The organism is Undibacterium cyanobacteriorum (assembly GCF_031326225.1).
GTDB classification, from domain to species: Bacteria; Pseudomonadota; Gammaproteobacteria; order Burkholderiales; family Burkholderiaceae_D; genus Undibacterium; species Undibacterium cyanobacteriorum.
Map to the genome: position 1 here is coordinate 3,643,719 of NZ_CP133720.1, position 16,769 is coordinate 3,660,487.

Sequence of the window (16,769 nt, forward strand, 5' to 3'; positions counted from 1 at the left end):
TCACCGTCGGCACCTGAGGCGAGAGACGAAGGCAATTTGCTGGGCAAAGCGATCAGCTTTTATGCTCAAAATAAAGGGCCGAAGGAGCGCGCAGATTACTCCCGAATCGGCACGCATTCCTAAATATCTGTCTACAATACGAGCAGTTTTTTGTAAGCTTGCAATTGAGACGATCAGAACCTCACGATATGGTAGGCAAAATCCTAATCAGGCCAGCGGCATCACTCTTCGACTTCGAGCAACTCCATAAAAGCTTCTTCGGGTACGGCACGTGAGAAATAGAAGCCTTGATACTCGTCACACTGACTACTAAACAAGGTATCGAGTTGGACTTTATTTTCAACGCCCTCCGCCACAATCTTCAGACCCAAGGTCTTGGCCATCGCAATGATCGCCATGACGATTGCCGTATCATTCGGATTGGTCGGCATATCGTTGATGAAAGATTTATCGATCTTCAAGCTATTTACCGGGAAGCGTTTTAGATAGGCCAAGGACGAATAACCCGTCCCGAAATCATCGATCGACAAGGTATAACCAGCAGCCTTAAGGCTATCCATATGGGCGATAGCCTGCTCGTGATTATTCATCACCATGCTTTCCGTAATCTCGAATTCAAGATCACTTGACGAGATTTCCCAAAAATCCACGACCTTTTGTAGCTCATCTAATAAGCCATTATCACTGAATTGCGCGCCAGAGAGATTAATCGCAATACGTCCAAACTTTTTCTTGGCCTGACGAAATTTGGCTACAGAGCCGCACACGGTTTCGAGTACTTGCATCCCCATCTTCCCAACCAAGCCGGCTTCTTCTGCGAGAGCAATAAACTCTGTCGGATAAATCAAACCATTTTCAGGATGTTGCCAACGAATCAGCGCTTCGGCACCGACTATCTTGCCGGTCTTCACACTCACCTTGGGCTGATAATGCACCACGAATTCTTGATTCTCAATCGCGCGACGTAACTGTGCTTCAAATGACAAACGTTCAATCGTATGAACGTTCATATTGGCATCGTAGAACTGATAATTATTTTTGCCATTATGCTTGGCACGATACATCGCGATTTCGGCATGCTTCATCAGGACTTGAGAATCAACGCCATCATCGGGATATATCGCAATGCCAATGCTGGCACTAATCTGTAGCTCCTGACCAGCGATTTCAAACGGTGTCGCCGCCGCCCGCAATAACCGCCCCGCAACATCGGTCAATTCACGTGGGCTCTTATACCGATCCAATAGCAGCATGAATTCATCGCCACCGACCCGAGCCAAAGTATCAGCTTCTGACAACTCAGCCTTCAGTCGATTGGCCACATCACGCAATACTTTATCGCCCTCTTCGTGATCGAAACTATCATTAATCGCTTTAAAGCGGTCTAAGTCGAGCAAGAGAACAGCCAAATGTGATTTACTATCTTCTGCATAGGTCAGCGCTTTCGACAAATACTGATTGAACAAGAAGCGATTCGGCAACTTCGTGATCTCATCATAATGCGCCAAGCGAATTGCTTTCTCCTCTGCCCGCTTGCCCTCGATCGCAATACTCGACACATCAGTCGCGATACTAATCAGGCTCAAGTCTTCATTGCTCAACGCCGCGGTCGATTCGGTGAATAGCGTAAAGGTGCCAAGGATCAGTCCTGTCTTACCCATGATGGGCCAAGAGCCAACCGCCGCATAATTTGCTAATAGTTTGCGTTGAACGATGAATTCCATTTCCGCGGCTTTTGGAATATCCGTCACCCAAACTGGCACAACTCCAAGGACGGCTTCACTCCACACACCATTACCTCGGCAAACCGGGGCTTCAGTCAATTGGCGACGTAGGATTTCTGGAAAATGATGGCCGATTGTCTGCGTGAACAGACGCTGATCCAAGGACAATAATTGAACGCCACAATGCCAATGAGGATTGTTGCGTTCGACGAAATGACAGGTATCAATCAAGATTGATTCAAGGCTTTCACTACTACCGATCAATTGCAGCAATTGATTTTGTCCTTGAAGCATACGCTCAGCATGTTTTCTCTGCGAGATGTCGCGCATGACACAGAAGACAATCGCCTCATTGGAAATCAATACGCGACTTAAAGTCACTTCACTGAACCAATCTTTGCCGCGGCGATGAGCAATCCATTCAAATTTTTGCACCTGTCCTTTAAATGCGAGGTCAACGAACTTCTTAATTGCTTCGGCTTTTTTCGCCGCGACTGTGGGCTGAGTGTAACGCCAATCCGCCGAAAATTCCCCGATGTCCAAGCTATACAGATCCGCTTTCACATCAACCGCTAGCATCTCCAAAGCGTTCTGATTACCGTCGACGAAATGATAGGATTTATCGATCAATAAAATGCCATCCTGCGCGTCTTGGAACAACAAACGGTAACGGCGTTCGCTATCACTGAGACGTTCGCGCGATAGTCGTAAATTGGTGATTTTCTTGTAGAGCAAGAATGCCAGCACAAGCGTGAAGAGAATGGTCAGAGCCGCCAAAATCACTTTCTGCTCAAACCGTTTTTTCCACTCCAACAAAATACTATCGAGATCACGGGCAAACGCGACAACTAAAGGAAAGTCGTTCATCTTCAGCATGGTGTATGCGAGACTTTGATCACTACTTAACACACTACTTTCAGCGCGACCGTTACTCTCCATTAAACTGTCAATCGCATCCGACACGATATTATCGGCATCATCTTTTTTGTATTGACTCTTCTCACTCATCGCTTGCACGATGACTTGCCCATCTCTATCGTATAAAGAAACTTTTGCTCCCGCATCTTTTGCAACGCGTTCGTAGAATTCTTGGAAATAGGCGAGGCTAATTTCGGCTTGCACCTGTCCTAGTAACTTGCTATTGGCATCATAGTAATTGCGTGCCAGCGGTAGGAAATTTTGGTTCGGTTTTTTTGCCGTAAACACTGCGCCTAGGACAAGTTCACGTGGATTAACATTCGGCTTATTCAAAGACTTCACATAGTCCTGATTCGAGAGGTCAATTGGCTCCACTGGAAAGCGCGCCGACGATGCCCACAACAAGCCCTTGGTATCGACGACGGAGAGTGCATGAATAAACGGAGAACCTCTGCGCTGAGCACTCAATACTTGACGCACACTGGCTTCATCACGCAAAACACTGTCACTCTGAGTTTGTAAAGCATCAGCCGCAGCAGAAATTTCGCGAGCAGCATCATTGAGCACACGATTAGCATGCTCTTCGAACATGCGGGTGTTGAGTAAGCTGTTTTTATTTGCCGCAGCGATCGTCAAACTACGATCCTGCTCGATCGACCACCAAGTCTGTCCGATGATGACCGCGATGATGACCAGAACGCAGGACACTAAAGCCCAAACGGGCACTTCCCACGCATCTGTTTTTATTCGATTGGGCATGTACTGCCTTTCTTATTGATGGAGCGATATCAAATACACACAAAGTGTATCACCGCTATTTATCTTCAACCAAGAAAAGCATGCAATGCGGCATGCAGTGCGTCTGCATTTCACAAACTCGGAAACTGCGCACATGCGAACGCGAAAGGGAGCTGGTCAACTGACCATGGTGTTTTTACTAATTAGTCGACACTTCGCACAGCTTTGGTGCAAGTGACAAAGAAAAAATGAAGCAGACCGATAGGCCGGATTCTGTTACGGCGCACAATATCGCTATTGCACGCTATGACAATCATTCCTCTAGGCGACGGATTGCTCCGCCGCTCAAGCTTTCTACCCGCACGCTCCGCGAGCCACATCACCGCGTGCCTATTTGAAATTGCTCCGGGTGGAGGTTACCGCGTTTCACCCTTCGTGGTTTAGTGCAGCTTGCGCTTTACTACGCCCCAAAGACTCGTCTCTGTGGCCCTATTCCTCGCCTTATACCTCCATGCGCTTTCGCCCACTTCAGCTTTCAGCGTACGGCCGTTAGCCGTCACCCTGCTCTATGGAGTCCGGACCTTCCTCTCGTCACGACGAAACCATCGTCACCAGCGATTGTCTAGTCTGCTTCAGGTGACATTGTACCAGCTACCGGGCTATCCACATAAAAAAACCGCCAGCAAAGCTTGGCGGTTTTCGATTTGTTTAACGACCGTAAGGGCAAAACTTATTCTTTTGAATTCAACATTTTGTGTTTCAAAGTTTCATCGGCTGGTTGATTGCCCAGCCAAATCTTCAAAACACCGTTGTAGAAATTCGGATCAGTAATATGGTCACCAATTTTCTCCCCGTTCAATTGGCACACAACGCCAGTACCAGGAACCCAATCAAACGTGAGCACGTCACCTTTTTTCAGCTTTGGTACGGTAGAAAACATCTTCCCGAAAGTCACCATCGCGCCGACCAAACGGGTACGCTCACTCGTATCGAGGTTGTTGCGCAATCCATCCAAGAAACGTTGACCAAGATCATCGTTGCTCAATTCACGCATCATGACCAGCGTCACGCGCTTTGCACCTGGCAAAGCCAAAACTTCTGGCGTCGTGGATTTCAATTCTGGAAGGTAAAGCGCGGCAACATACACTTTGAACACAACTTTGTAACGCACGCCGGCGCCATTCAATTTCAATGTTTGACCGCCAACCTGCACTGTGTCATCCAACTTAACGCCAGCAACAACCGTGTCTGCCTGCGCCGTTGCGACTGCCACCAAACTCAAGCCTAAAGTCAAACCTGCAACCGCAAACATCCGTGAAAATTTTTCAAGCAACTTCATAAGATCTCCTAATGATTCTGGGGTAACGATGCCAACACTGCATCCCTACGGCCTCATCGCGAATTACGAACGACCGTTTTATTTTGTGCGCTTCACATTAGAGATTATTTTTAGAGGGTGCAAGTCTAATCGACATGAAAATCAGCAATTTAGAAAGCAAATTCACACTTTTTCTTCAAAAAACAAGTTGCCAGAGTTTTTCTTTGCAATCTGCCTACTCAAGCGTTTAACTTTCCATGCCAAACCGACAAACTCAAGCACGTTCAATCGCCTTAACTCAATGCGGCCTGACTTCATTTTTGAGGGCCGCCAAGGCCATCTTCTCAACCACGCTTGGCATTAACAATTTAAGCCAACGTCCCAACTTTCCTTTCAAACTCATCACAACTTCACGCTGGCGCCGCTGCATGCCCGCGATGATCAGTCTGGCGCACGTCTCCACAGACATGGCACCATCTTCTTTCAAGCCACTACTGCCAGCAGCCTGCCCCTGAGCGTTATAGCCACGATGGCGAATTTGTGTCGCAACCACGCCAGGATAAGCCAAGGTCACGCTGACACCAGCGTCCCGCAATTCAGCACGCAAAGCTTCAAAAAATCCGTTCATAGCAAACTTAGTGGCGCTGTAGGCATTACGCCCCGGCACCCCCACCAAACCGGCTAAAGACGAGACGGCGACGATCTTTCCACGACGCTCCTTCAGATATGGCAAGGCCGCATGGGTACACCAAACACTTCCCCAAAAATTCACCCGCATCAGATCTTCATACCAAGCCAGATCTTCAACTTCGCTCAACAATGCTTGCGCCGACTTGCCTGCATTATTGATTAAGACATCTAATTGTCCATATTCGGTAATCGCGGTGGCGATTAAGCGTCGACACTCGGGCTCTAAGCTCACATCGGTCGGCACCACCAAACACGACGCTCCGCTATCACGGCATTGTTGCGCAACCTGCTCCAATAGTTGGGAATTGCGGGCAGCCAAAACCAAGGATACCTGTGCGCCATGTTTGCGCGCAATTTGTCGCGCCATCTCTGCGCCTATGCCGTCCGATGCACCGGTAATCACGATCACTTGCATTCTGAGTCCCCTATCCTTTTCATTTCGATTTGTTTTTATCTTGGCGAATTAGCTTGGCGATCTAACTTAACGATTTTTATTGCGGCGCAATAAAACCCACTCGTATTGAGCATACCACTTTCTCCATGAAGTCAAGTAGCTGATACAACTCAAACTTCCTTGTGGTAAAGCAGTGCATGGGCTGCACGAAGTGAGTCGAATCTGGTAGCTTTACGTTTTTCATTCCGTACAAGATTTTGAATAACATGCTTACTCCTCGCTCTGGTGGACAGTTAATCGTTGATGCACTCGAAGTGCATGGTGTCGATACAATTTTTGGTGTTCCTGGTGAGAGCTACTTGCCGGTGCTCGACGCCTTACACGATAGTTCGATCAAATTTATCATCAATCGCCAAGAAGGCGGTTCGGCATTTATGGCTGAAGCCTATGGCAAACTCACCGGCAAACCCGGCATTTGCTTCGTTACACGCGGCCCCGGTGCCACCAATGCTTCGATTGGTGTGCACACGGCGCATCAAGATTCAACCGCGATGATTTTATTCATCGGCCAAGTCGGGAACGATTTTGTCGAACGTGAAGCCTTCCAAGAAATCGACTATCGCCGCATGTATGGACCAATGGCAAAATGGGTGGCGCAAATAGACCGTGCGGATCGCATTCCAGAATACATCGCCCATGCCTTCCAAGTTGCCACCAGTGGTCGACCTGGCCCGGTTGTTTTGGCACTCCCTGAAGATTGTCTTTCGGCCGTCGCGAACGTCAGCGATACCGGTCATTACCGTGAAGTACAAGCTAGTCCTTCAAGCCTGCAGATTCAGCACATTAAAGATTTACTGAGTCGCGCCAAACGTCCATTCTTACTACTTGGTGGTGGCGGCTGGAGCCCTGCGGCATGCGAACAAGTCGCGCATTTTGCCGAACAAAATCATCTGCCTGTGGGTTGCGCATTCCGCTTCCAAGATTTGATGCCTAACCTTCATCCCAACTATGTTGGCGACGTCGGCATTGGGATTAATCCTAAGCTCGCGCAGCGTATCAAAGACGCCGATCTGGTGTTAGCGATTGGCCCAAGACTCGGTGAGATGACGACCAGCGGCTACACTATTTTTGAAGCCCCGGTCCCGAAGCAACACCTCATTCATGTGCATAGCGATGCCCTCGAGCTTGGTCGCGTTTATCAAGCGCAAACCATGATCAACAGCGGCATGAAAGAGTTTGCCCAAGTCCTCTCAGAAATGGGCTCACTGGCAAGTACCGAACAGGATAACTGGCGCGCACAATTGGCCTCCGCCAAAGTCGATCTCCAACAATGGCAACAAGAACCTGCTATTTTCAAACAAGAAAATGCGCCGCTCAATTTATGGCAAGTGGTGCAAGACATCAAAGCACAGTGCCCTGCCGACACCATCATCACCAACGGTGCTGGTAATTATGCAACTTGGGCGCATCGCTATTTCCCCTATGGTGGTTGGCGTACGCAACTAGCACCAACATCCGGCGCGATGGGCTACAGCGTACCGTCTGCCGTTGCGGCAAAAATTACAGCGCCAGAGCGGACCGTGATTGCTTTCGCAGGTGACGGCGAATACATGATGAATGGCCAAGAATTAGCCACGGCCGTTCAATATCGCGCTGGTGTCATCATCATCGTTTTCAACAACGGAATGTACGGCACGATTCGTATGCATCAGGAGCGCGAATTTCCCGCGCGCGTATCCGGCACCGAATTACATAATCCCGATTTCGCTGCTCTTGCACGCGCTTATGGTGGACATGGCGAAGCCGTTGAACATACTGCCGATTTCGGCCCTGCCTTGGCCCGTGCCATCGCTCATACGCAAGAGCATCAATTACCCGCACTAATCGAACTTCGCTATGACGGCAATTTGATTACACCGGGCGCGAGCCTGATGACCCTGCGTCAACAAGCACAGGCAGCGGGTAAGTAGTCAAACTTGGCCAGCGGTTAGATTTAGTAGCGAAGTATCGCCAAAAGAAAATGATCTCAAGTGATTTCCTCAGCCCAAAGTTCATCCGACAAGGTTTTTAAAAACGAGTTTGTGTGAACAAGAGCGACGGAAATCACAAAAGAGATTGCAATGAAAGGCAGCAAACCAAGATGAAACTCTCGTTCCATGGCGCAGACCAAAGTGTGACCGGCTCTTGCCATCGCGTGCAATGTGCAGGTAAGAACATCTTGATTGATTGCGGCCTGTTTCAAGGCAGCCGTGCACTGGCGGAAGACAATCAACAAGAGTTCGGCTTTGATCCTACCAGCATCGATTTCGTGTTGCTGACCCATGCCCACCTCGATCATTGTGGCCGTTTGCCACTCTTGGTGAAACGCGGCTTCCGAGGTGAGATCATCACCACCGCCGCCAGTCGCGATCTCGCGAAATTAGTGCTATTGGATTCAGCTCATCTACAAGAAGCGGAAGCGCGACGTCGCGAAAAACACTGGCGTCATCATGGATACGCACCCGCCCCTGCGCTCTACACACGAGACGATGTCGAACAGTGCCTCGCTTTATTCGGACGCACGGCACACTATCATCACCCCTTGCCCTTGGCTGCGGGCATTACGGCGCACTTCTATGATGCGGGACATATCCTTGGTTCTGCTAGTATCGCTCTCGAACTTGAAGAGGGAGATCACCGGCGTCGCATCGTCTTCTCTGGCGATTTAGGTAGTGATGGACGGGTAATTTTACGCGATGCAGAGCCGCCGCCTCCTGCTGACTTCGTTATCATGGAAACCACCTATGGCGACCGCTGTCATCGTTCTTTAGACGCCTCGGTAGCAGAGCTCTACGAGGTGATTCGTACCACCTTCAAACGCAATGGCAATGTCATCATTCCGACTTTTGCCTTAGAACGTGCACAAGAAATTCTGTGGTATCTGCGCGAAGGTGTGGAGAACGCTGTGCTGCCCGCGGGATTGCATGTTTTTTTAGATTCGCCGATGGCCATTTCAGCCACCGAGATTTTCCGCCGACATCCCGATTGTTATGACGAAGAGAGTGCCGCGCTCTTCGCACAACATCATGATCCTTTTACACTGGCCAATCTACATATCGTGCGCGATCTTGAAGACAGTATCGCCATCAATCAGATCAAAGGCGGCGCTGTGATTTTAGCGGGTGCTGGCATGTGCACTGGAGGGCGGATTCAGCACCACCTAAAGCATCATTTATGGGAACGTAATTCCAGCATCGTCTTCGTCGGCTTCGCGGCCAAAGGTACCTTAGCGCGGCAAATTATCGATGGTCAGGCACGCGTTCATATCTTCGGTGAGGACGTCACGGTCAACGCCGAAATTCATACGATCAACGGCTTTTCTGCCCATGCTGATCGCAACGAACTTTTGGACTGGCACCATCACCTCCACACACCTCATACTTTTCTGGTCCACGGCGAATACGAAGTGATGCAACAGTTCGCTGATGAACTCACACAAAGAACGCAAACACGTTGCTTCCTACCTCGCCTTGGCGAAGAGTTCGACCTGCTTGCTCTAGACTAAATATAGGTTGAATTTAGGGTAAAGAATAAGGCGGACTCAAAAACATTGGACCCGCCTTGTTGAAGAGAACCATGTGCGCCGTTAGCGGGCGCGATTTGAATCACTTCAAATCACGTCAAGTCACTTCTTCTGCAGCAAATCCATGAGCGCAATCACCGTGGTTTCCACCCCTGTCTTGACCGCTGGCTCAGCGCTAATTTTGAACAATGGGCTGTGATGGCTTGGCACTGGAGGGCCGCCCGCTTTCTCCGCTTCAAATGCCTCTTTCGGTGTTCCGCCTACTGAAAAGTAAACACTAGGAATGGTTGGCTTGGTGGTAAATTGCGGAAAATCTTCGGCCCCCATATCGAGACGTTGGTAGTTGGTATCAAAGATTCCAGCGCCCAATTTCTCAGTCCACGTTTTCTTTAAGCGCTTGGTCAATGCGATGTTATTCAAGGTCGGCGGCGCAGGTTCGCCAGAGATAATCACTTCAGGTAATTTATCCTCAGCGACACCCGCTGCCCGGGCTGTATTGATAGCAACGCGATTGATCGCATTCAAGAGCATCTCTCGCGTTTCAAAACTCTCATTTCTCACCGTGAGGCTCAGTTTGGCTTGGTCGCTGATGATATTACTCTTGGTTCCCGAGTGGAAACTGCCCACCGTGATCACCGCAGGATCGCGTGGCGCACGTTCACGACTAATAATTGTTTGCAGTGCCATCACGATCTGTGAACCAATCACGATTGGGTCACGTCCTCGGTGAGGGCTTGCACCATGCGCGCCCTGTCCATGCACGATGATATCGACCGTATCAACACCCGACCAAGGAGACCCTTCCACCGCATCAATCTTACCCGCCTCTACCGCGGCATTAACGTGAAAAGTAATCGCATAATCAGGTTGACCAAAACGCTTCCACAGCTGATCTTCCATCATAGCTTTGGCACCTGCTACGACTTCTTCAGCTGGCTGCCCAATCAACATCAAGGTGCCTGACCAATCTTTACGGCGCGCCGCCATTTGTTGGGCCGTACCCACCATGCTGGTGATGTGCACATCGTGGCCACATGCATGCATGACCTGCATTAAATTCCCTGCCATATCTTTTTGCATCACAGTCGAAGCATTCGGCAACCCTGACTTTTCTTGCACCGGCAAGCCATCCATATCAGCGCGTAGCATCACCAACGGGCCTGGTCCATTTTTCAATATCGCGACAACGCCTGTTTTACCTACATTCTCAGTCACCTCAAACCCAATCGCCCGCAATTCTTGCGCTAAACGTGCCGCCGTTCTAGTCTCGACAAAGGAGAGTTCAGGGTTGCGATGAAAGTGATCGAACAAAGCTCCTAGCTTCGCTTTGTAATCTTTATCAATGGACGATTTAAGATCTGCTTGACCGAACGCTGGCGACATCGAGCAGGTCATCAAGGCATACATAGAGTACTTCAGTAGTAAGGGTTTCATTCCTAGCTGTCCTTCCTTCATATAGTTCAATCACAGTTTCAAGGCTGGGCTCAGGTCTTGATCAAGAACGTGCAGGCAGCCGTAGCGGCTACGCTAACAGACTAAAACCATCAAGAAGAAAATTCTTTTGCTTTGGAGACCCAATTCAAGCGAAATTACAACAGACGATACGCGTTTAGCTTAGCGAAGCCAGTAAAATGAAGTGAAAAATAGAGCAAAAATGGGCTTTTGTCGCAAGTCGATATAGGGCAATAGAACGTCTCTCCTAGTACCGAGACTCACCTGCTGAATAACAAAGCCAGATCACGCGATGACCAATGCCAGCCACAACATGAAATTGAATGAGAAACCAGCGATTCCCAAAAGCATTTGGACCCTCGGCTTCGTGAGCCTCTTGATGGACATATCGTCGGAGATGATCCATAGCTTGCTGCCGGTCTTTATGGTTGGATCACTCGGCATGAGCGTGATGTTAGTGGGTCTATTGGATGGCATTGCCGAAGCGACCACTTTGATCGTCAAAATTTTTTCAGGTGCTCTCAGCGATCGGCTCGGCAAACGCAAAATTCTCGCCACCTTAGGATATGGTTTGAGCGCTCTTTCCAAGCCTCTATTCGCGCTCGCCACTAATTTCCCCATATTAGCAGTCGCCCGCATGGGCGACAGGATCGGTAAAGGGATTCGCGGTGCGCCGCGCGACGCCTTAATCGCCGATATCACACCACCAGAAATTCGCGGAGCCGCTTTTGGCCTACGTCAGTCCCTCGATACGATTGGCGCGGTCGGTGGTCCTTTGATCGCAACGGGATTGATGATCTTGTGGGCCAATGATTTCCGCTCTATTTTTTGGATTGCGGTCATCCCTGCTCTCGCCTCACTGTTGTTACTCATGTTTGGCGTCCAAGAACCGCGCACCAAAATAAAAAAAACGACTGCCTTTCCACTGAGCCGAGCACAACTAAATCTCCTTCCCCGTAGTTATTGGACCATCGTTAGCATCGGCGGTTTGTTCACTTTAGCGCGCTTTAGTGAAGCCTTCTTATTACTACGAGCGCAGCAGCTGAATGTGTCGATGTCCTTGGTTCCCTTGATCATGGTTGCCATGAACGCGGTCTATGCCTTAACAGCTTATCCCTTCGGCAAACTATCTGATCGAGTGAGCCCCTACACATTATTGCAATATGGTTTGCTCGTATTGATCGCCGCTGACCTTTGCCTTGCAAGCACTAACTCTCTCCTAGGTTTAGCTTGCGGGATTATTTTGTGGGGCATCCATATGGGGATGACCCAAGGCTTACTATCAAGCCTTATTTCTCAGTTCGCTCCAACAGATCTACGCGGTACCGCCTTTGGTATGTTCAATTTGGTCAGTGGTATTTGCCTACTTCTAGCAAGCTTTATTGCGGGTGCGCTATGGGAGACATTAGGTGCTCAAGCGACTTTTTGGGCTGGAGTGGCAATTGCAATCATCAGCCTTGTCGCCGTCGGCATCTTTGCCCGCAAGCACAAATGACAACTTAGGAATTCAATCGTTATCAAATACGACAGATGTCCGCCTGAGCGTCACCGCACCAGTGGCTAAGCCATTATTTTAAAGATAACAACACATTTCATACCAACGGCACGTCGCAAATCCGCCTCATTTTTCACCAGTTAACTTGCCTTGCGGAAAAAATAAGCACATGATAAATCGCATGATCCTTCGATTTACATCGATTTCAATCGAATCATAGACACGCTGTATTGATCAACATATGCGGCCCCAATCCTTCGTTGTCGAGCATCAGAGTGTCTTATTCAAACGCCCAGTGCTTTCATAGAAAAGGAGAAACATAATGATGCTGATCCGTTCTTGCTTCATGCACCTTAGCTCTCAACCGGATACTCCACTCCAGCGACCGACTTTCGCTCGTTTTACCAAGCTTGGTTTATTGGGCCTCGGATTGCTCTGTGGCGCTAACCTTCCCGCCTTTGCACAAGAGGCTAGCAGTGATTTCAAAGTCACAGGCTTTGTTTCAGTGGTCGGTGGTAAGGTGGTTAGCGGTGACAAAGATGGGGTTTCTATCCTGAGCGATAAATGCCCATGCTACACAGCTGATTGGGGAAATGCCGGTGTCTATCGCGACAATTTTTCTCTGAAACCTGAATCTCGCGCAGGCATCCAGCTCAATTACAAACCGACGGCAGATCTCAGTTTAGTAGGCCAGATCGTAGTACGTGGCACAGACTCCACACCCAACGTGCAGTGGGCATACGGTGGTTACAAATTGAACAAACATTGGGAACTGCAATTAGGGCGCAAACGCATCCCGCTTTACTACTATTCTGATTTTCAAGATATTGGTTTGTCTTATCCTTGGGTCTCACCGCCACCTGAATTATACGGTTGGGAAGTCACCAACTACAACGGCGGTAGCCTTCGCTATACCGATAGTTTCGGCGACACTAATGTCAGTGCCAGTTTCTTTGGTGGTGCTGAGACAGTGAAAGATCCGCGCTATTTGCAACTTTACTACCCGAACAAATCGGAAGTCTCATGGAAAAGCATCGTTGGCGGTGATGTCGAAATTAGTCACGGCGCATTGACCGTTCGCGGCGTGTACATGAACTCAACCGCAAACACGAAAGTCCCAGACTTGAGCATCAACGATAGCGCCAAGCTGAGTGCCTTCGGCCTTGCGATGAACTTGGACCTGGACCAATGGTTTATCTTAAGTGAGTTCACACAACTTGAACGAAAATTCAACGCAGACGGCTATTCCTATAAAGCTCCCGCGATGACAATAGGAGCTGGTGTACATTTAGGCGACTGGACCCCTTTTCTGAACTACGCGCAGTATAAAGAGTCGACAAGTGACGAAACAAAATATGCTCCACAGTCCTACAAGCGTCTCTCCCTGACACTGAAATACGATATCGACGCTAGCAGTGCGGTGAAAGCCCAAATTGATCGGCACACCGATATCACCAAGAATTTCGGCGGTAACGCAACCGTGTTCCGCGTCAGTTATGATCGCGTATTTTGAATAGGAGATCATCATGAAAACTTTCTTCAAACTCCTACTCAGTGTCACTTGCGTCAGTCTGATCGGAACGGCGCAAGCGCAGATCGCGGTGGTGGTCAGTGCCAAGAGCCCTGCTACTTCACTCAACAAAGAGCAAGCTGCAGCGCTATTTTTGGGGAAGTCGACCCAACTTCCAGGAGCTGGTGCTCCAGTTTTGGTAGATCAAGGGGAGGCTTCCGACCTACGCAAAAACTTTTACAGTAAAGTGGCAGACAAAACTCCCTCACAAGTCAAAGCTATTTGGGCTCGCTTGGTGTTTTCAGGCAAAGCAGCGCCACCAAAAGAAGCCCCCAGTACTGCGGAGGTGAAAAAATTGATCGCCGCGAGTCCTGATGCTGTCGGTTATATCGAAAAGAGTGCCGTTGATTCAAGCGTCAAAGTCATTTTAGAAATCGACTGATCAAGCTGAGGCTATGTACCTCACTTAAATTCATGTTGCAACTGTCCCCATAGCGAAGCAAGCAAGGTAGAATCTACGCTTTACTTGTTTGCCTAGCTAGGGACTACATGAATATTTCTCTCTTTTCTCCTTGTCGACTTGCCCTGCTCTCTGCATTCGGTCTAAGTATGATTGCTTCGAGCGCTTCTGCCGCTACCGACTTCAAAAATCTCAAAAATCTCAATCAAAGCGAATTCAATCAACTCGCCAAAGATTTCTCTGCTGCCGGCAGCTACAAAGCGATTACTCCCGCGACTCCTTTGGGAATTACCGGTTTTGATCTCGGAGCTGAAGTCAGTTTCACATCGCTGAACAATAACCAAGTGTGGCAAAAAGCAGGTGCAGATATCAGCACCCTTCCCATGCCAAAACTTCATATCACTAAAGGACTTCCCTTCAATATTGATGTTGGCGCCTCCATGGTCAGTGTGCCTGACTCTGACATTAAGTTAATGGGCTTCGAAGCGCGTTATGCATTACTCGAAGGCAGTGCCGCGACGCCAGCGCTCGGTGTGCGCGCTGCGTACAGCAAATTGTCCGGTGTCGATCAATTAGACTTTAATTCAAAGAGCCTCGAGTTGGTCGTTTCCAAAGGCTTCTTGATGGTGACACCGTATGCAGGCGTTGGACGCGTCTGGGGCAAAGTGACGCCGCGTGTCGGCTCATTGCAAGCGCAATCACCGACTGCGAGCAAAGTCTTCGCTGGTGTCAACGCGAACTTTGGCCTGTTTAATGTAGCGGGCGAACTTGATCGTATCGAGAGCAATCAAACGGTCAGTGTCAAACTAGGTTTTCGCTGGTAGAACGATGATCGCGCACATGAGGTAATCGATACGATGTCCAAGCTTGAGATCCATTTTGAGTTAGTTGGCGAAACCTGTGCTTGCCTACAAGCACGTCCAGAAAGAGGTTTGAACTACACCACTCCGGATCTCGATCTTCAGCGAAAAATCTGGCATCTTGCACAGCAATTGCGTCAGCAATATAGTTGCCGCGACATCGTACCGGGCATGAATAATCTGACGGTGATTTTTGACCCTAGCCAAGATGAGGGCGAACTATGGCTAAGCCGTTTACGCCAACATTGGAATGAGGCAAAAGCGACGAATTTTCAGCAACGTAGAATTGTCATTCCTACCCATTACGGTGGTGATCACGGTCCCGATCTTCAGGTGGTGGCGGAGCATGCTGAACTGAGTCCACACGAAGTCGTGCGCCTGCATAGCGAAGCCCACTACACCGTTTATTTCCTCGGTTTCCAACCCGGCTTTGCTTACATGGGCGGACTCCCGCAACGTTTGACTTGCCCACGTCGCGCCGAACCTCGCTTACTTGTACCAGCAGGATCGGTCGGCATTGGTGGTAGCCAAACGGGGATTTACCCAAGTCAAAGCCCTGGTGGTTGGCAACTGATTGCTTGGACCTCGATCACTTTATTCGATCCTAGCCTCGCGGCTCCAAGCTTACTGATGCCGGGCGATCTGGTGCGCTTTTCCGTGGAGAGCTGCGATGTTTGAGTCATCACCTCAGATCGAGGTCTTACAGGCAGGTATTCAAAGCACAATACAAGATCTAGGGCGCTTTGGGCATCGCCATTTGGGTATTTGCCAAGCCGGAGCACTCGACGTACCCGCCTTAATGTTGGCCAACACCTTGCTGCATAACCCCGTTGATGCCGCTGGCATCGAAGTTAGTGTCGGCCCCTTCGCGCTGCGATTTCGACAAACAACTTGGTTCGCCTTGAGCGGAGCTGATTTCGGCGGCCAGCTCGATGGCAAACCCGTTGCACCAGGCTGGCGATATCAGGCGCATGAAAATCAAGTACTCACGCTACATGGTCCACGCCGCGAATGCCGCGCCTACTTAGCCCTCGAGGGAGGGATCGATGTACCCATCATCCTCGGTGCGCGCGCCACCGATTTGCAAGCACACTTTGGCGGCATGCATGGTCGCGCATTGAGAAAAGGCGATATCCTTTCTCTATTTGAGAGCGGGTCTTTACCCACGCCATCAACTAAAAAAATCAAAAGCATCGGTGTCCAACAACGTAAATGGACACCAGAAATTCGCGCCGTGGTCGGGCCGGAATTCCAGCAATTTAGCAAAAAAGCCCAGCACGATTTTTGGCATCATGCTTGGACCGTCACCAACCAAAGCAATCGCATGGGATTTCGCTTGCAAGGCAATCGCTTAGACCGCCACAGCAAACAAGAATTGTTCTCTCACGGAGTCACGCCAGGCATGATACAAGTGCCACCGAATGGACAACCGATTGTGTTACTTGCCGACGCCCAAACTACTGGCGGCTATCCCCGCATTGCCTGTGTGATTGAAGCGGATCTATGGAAAATAGCGCAAACTCCGATCGGTAAGAGTTTCTGTTTTATCCGTACTGAACTCAGCACTGCACGCGAATTGGCATGCCAAGCAAGGCGTGATCTACAATTGATTACACAACAGCTACAGCGCTACGCTTAGGAGTTCGAC

Annotated in this window: 12 protein-coding genes and 1 other RNA gene; 8 read left to right on the plus strand and 5 right to left on the minus strand. The window is 49.5% G+C overall.

Annotation, left to right across the window (positions count from 1 at the left end):
- Positions 1-221: 221 nt before the first annotated feature.
- From RF679_RS15190 to RF679_RS15205, 4 genes are all read right to left on the minus strand, one after another.
- Positions 222-3,401 (minus strand): bifunctional diguanylate cyclase/phosphodiesterase, encoded by a 3,180-nt coding sequence (locus RF679_RS15190; protein WP_309481470.1) that lies wholly within the window; start codon positions 3,399-3,401, stop codon positions 222-224.
- A gap of 225 nt (positions 3,402-3,626) precedes the next feature.
- Positions 3,627-4,014, minus strand: an RNA gene (gene rnpB, locus RF679_RS15195) — RNase P RNA component class A.
- Between the two features lie 96 nt (positions 4,015-4,110).
- The gene (locus RF679_RS15200; protein WP_309481471.1) at positions 4,111-4,719 is read right to left on the minus strand and encodes a chalcone isomerase family protein; all 609 of its coding nucleotides are present in this window, start codon (positions 4,717-4,719) and stop codon (positions 4,111-4,113) included.
- Between the two features lie 277 nt (positions 4,720-4,996).
- The gene (locus tag RF679_RS15205; RefSeq protein WP_309481472.1) at positions 4,997-5,803 is read right to left on the minus strand and encodes an SDR family oxidoreductase; all 807 of its coding nucleotides are present in this window, start codon (positions 5,801-5,803) and stop codon (positions 4,997-4,999) included.
- A 245-nt stretch (positions 5,804-6,048) separates the two neighbouring features.
- Between RF679_RS15205 and RF679_RS15210 the strand changes: the two genes are divergently transcribed.
- Positions 6,049-7,752 carry a thiamine pyrophosphate-binding protein gene (locus RF679_RS15210; protein ID WP_309481473.1) on the plus strand — a complete coding sequence of 568 codons (1,704 nt, stop codon included), beginning with the start codon at positions 6,049-6,051 and terminating at the stop codon, positions 7,750-7,752.
- Between the two features lie 170 nt (positions 7,753-7,922).
- On the plus strand, positions 7,923-9,326 hold the full coding sequence (locus tag RF679_RS15215) for an MBL fold metallo-hydrolase (RefSeq protein WP_309481474.1): 1,404 nt from the start codon (positions 7,923-7,925) through the stop codon (positions 9,324-9,326).
- A 120-nt stretch (positions 9,327-9,446) separates the two neighbouring features.
- On the opposite strand, the gene RF679_RS15220 is transcribed toward RF679_RS15215, so the two are convergent.
- Complete coding sequence (locus tag RF679_RS15220) at positions 9,447-10,778, minus strand: M20 metallopeptidase family protein (RefSeq protein WP_309481475.1); 1,332 nt, start codon at positions 10,776-10,778, stop codon at positions 9,447-9,449.
- Between the two features lie 331 nt (positions 10,779-11,109).
- Here RF679_RS15220 and RF679_RS15225 point away from each other — a divergent pair, with 331 nt between their 5' ends.
- From RF679_RS15225 to RF679_RS15250, 6 genes are all read left to right on the plus strand, one after another.
- Positions 11,110-12,291 (plus strand): MFS transporter, encoded by a 1,182-nt coding sequence (locus RF679_RS15225; RefSeq protein ID WP_309481476.1) that lies wholly within the window; start codon positions 11,110-11,112, stop codon positions 12,289-12,291.
- A 322-nt stretch (positions 12,292-12,613) separates the two neighbouring features.
- Positions 12,614-13,804 carry a hypothetical protein gene (locus RF679_RS15230; RefSeq protein ID WP_309481477.1) on the plus strand — a complete coding sequence of 397 codons (1,191 nt, stop codon included), beginning with the start codon at positions 12,614-12,616 and terminating at the stop codon, positions 13,802-13,804.
- A 13-nt stretch (positions 13,805-13,817) separates the two neighbouring features.
- Positions 13,818-14,243: a type 2 periplasmic-binding domain-containing protein gene (locus tag RF679_RS15235; RefSeq protein ID WP_309481478.1), complete on the plus strand. Its 426-nt coding sequence runs from the start codon at positions 13,818-13,820 to the stop codon at positions 14,241-14,243.
- 107 nt (positions 14,244-14,350) lie between these two features.
- Positions 14,351-15,085 (plus strand): DUF6588 family protein, encoded by a 735-nt coding sequence (locus RF679_RS15240; protein ID WP_309481479.1) that lies wholly within the window; start codon positions 14,351-14,353, stop codon positions 15,083-15,085.
- Positions 15,086-15,118: 33 nt separating this feature from the next.
- Entirely contained in the window at positions 15,119-15,799 is a 681-nt protein-coding gene (gene pxpB / locus RF679_RS15245; protein ID WP_309481480.1) for a 5-oxoprolinase subunit PxpB, read from the plus strand.
- Positions 15,792-16,760 (plus strand): 5-oxoprolinase subunit C family protein, encoded by a 969-nt coding sequence (locus RF679_RS15250; RefSeq protein ID WP_309481481.1) that lies wholly within the window; start codon positions 15,792-15,794, stop codon positions 16,758-16,760. The genes pxpB and RF679_RS15250 overlap by 8 nt, the downstream gene beginning before the upstream one ends.
- Positions 16,761-16,769: the final 9 nt, after the last annotated feature.

What these genes read in the sequence shown, in the direction of transcription:
- RF679_RS15200 (WP_309481471.1), bottom strand. Translation starts at nt 4,719, where the DNA reads ATGAAGTTGCTTGAAAAATTTTCACGGATGTTTGCGGTTGCAGGTTTG.
- RF679_RS15250 (WP_309481481.1), top strand. Translation starts at nt 15,792, where the DNA reads ATGTTTGAGTCATCACCTCAGATCGAGGTCTTACAGGCAGGTATTCAA.
- RF679_RS15235 (WP_309481478.1), top strand. Translation starts at nt 13,818, where the DNA reads ATGAAAACTTTCTTCAAACTCCTACTCAGTGTCACTTGCGTCAGTCTG.
- RF679_RS15215 (WP_309481474.1), top strand. Translation starts at nt 7,923, where the DNA reads ATGAAACTCTCGTTCCATGGCGCAGACCAAAGTGTGACCGGCTCTTGC.
- RF679_RS15190 (WP_309481470.1), bottom strand. Translation starts at nt 3,401, where the DNA reads ATGCCCAATCGAATAAAAACAGATGCGTGGGAAGTGCCCGTTTGGGCT.
- RF679_RS15205 (WP_309481472.1), bottom strand. Translation starts at nt 5,803, where the DNA reads ATGCAAGTGATCGTGATTACCGGTGCATCGGACGGCATAGGCGCAGAG.
- RF679_RS15220 (WP_309481475.1), bottom strand. Translation starts at nt 10,778, where the DNA reads ATGAAACCCTTACTACTGAAGTACTCTATGTATGCCTTGATGACCTGC.
- RF679_RS15240 (WP_309481479.1), top strand. Translation starts at nt 14,351, where the DNA reads ATGAATATTTCTCTCTTTTCTCCTTGTCGACTTGCCCTGCTCTCTGCA.
- RF679_RS15225 (WP_309481476.1), top strand. Translation starts at nt 11,110, where the DNA reads ATGAAATTGAATGAGAAACCAGCGATTCCCAAAAGCATTTGGACCCTC.
- RF679_RS15230 (WP_309481477.1), top strand. Translation starts at nt 12,614, where the DNA reads ATGATGCTGATCCGTTCTTGCTTCATGCACCTTAGCTCTCAACCGGAT.
- RF679_RS15210 (WP_309481473.1), top strand. Translation starts at nt 6,049, where the DNA reads ATGCTTACTCCTCGCTCTGGTGGACAGTTAATCGTTGATGCACTCGAA.
- pxpB (WP_309481480.1), top strand. Translation starts at nt 15,119, where the DNA reads ATGTCCAAGCTTGAGATCCATTTTGAGTTAGTTGGCGAAACCTGTGCT.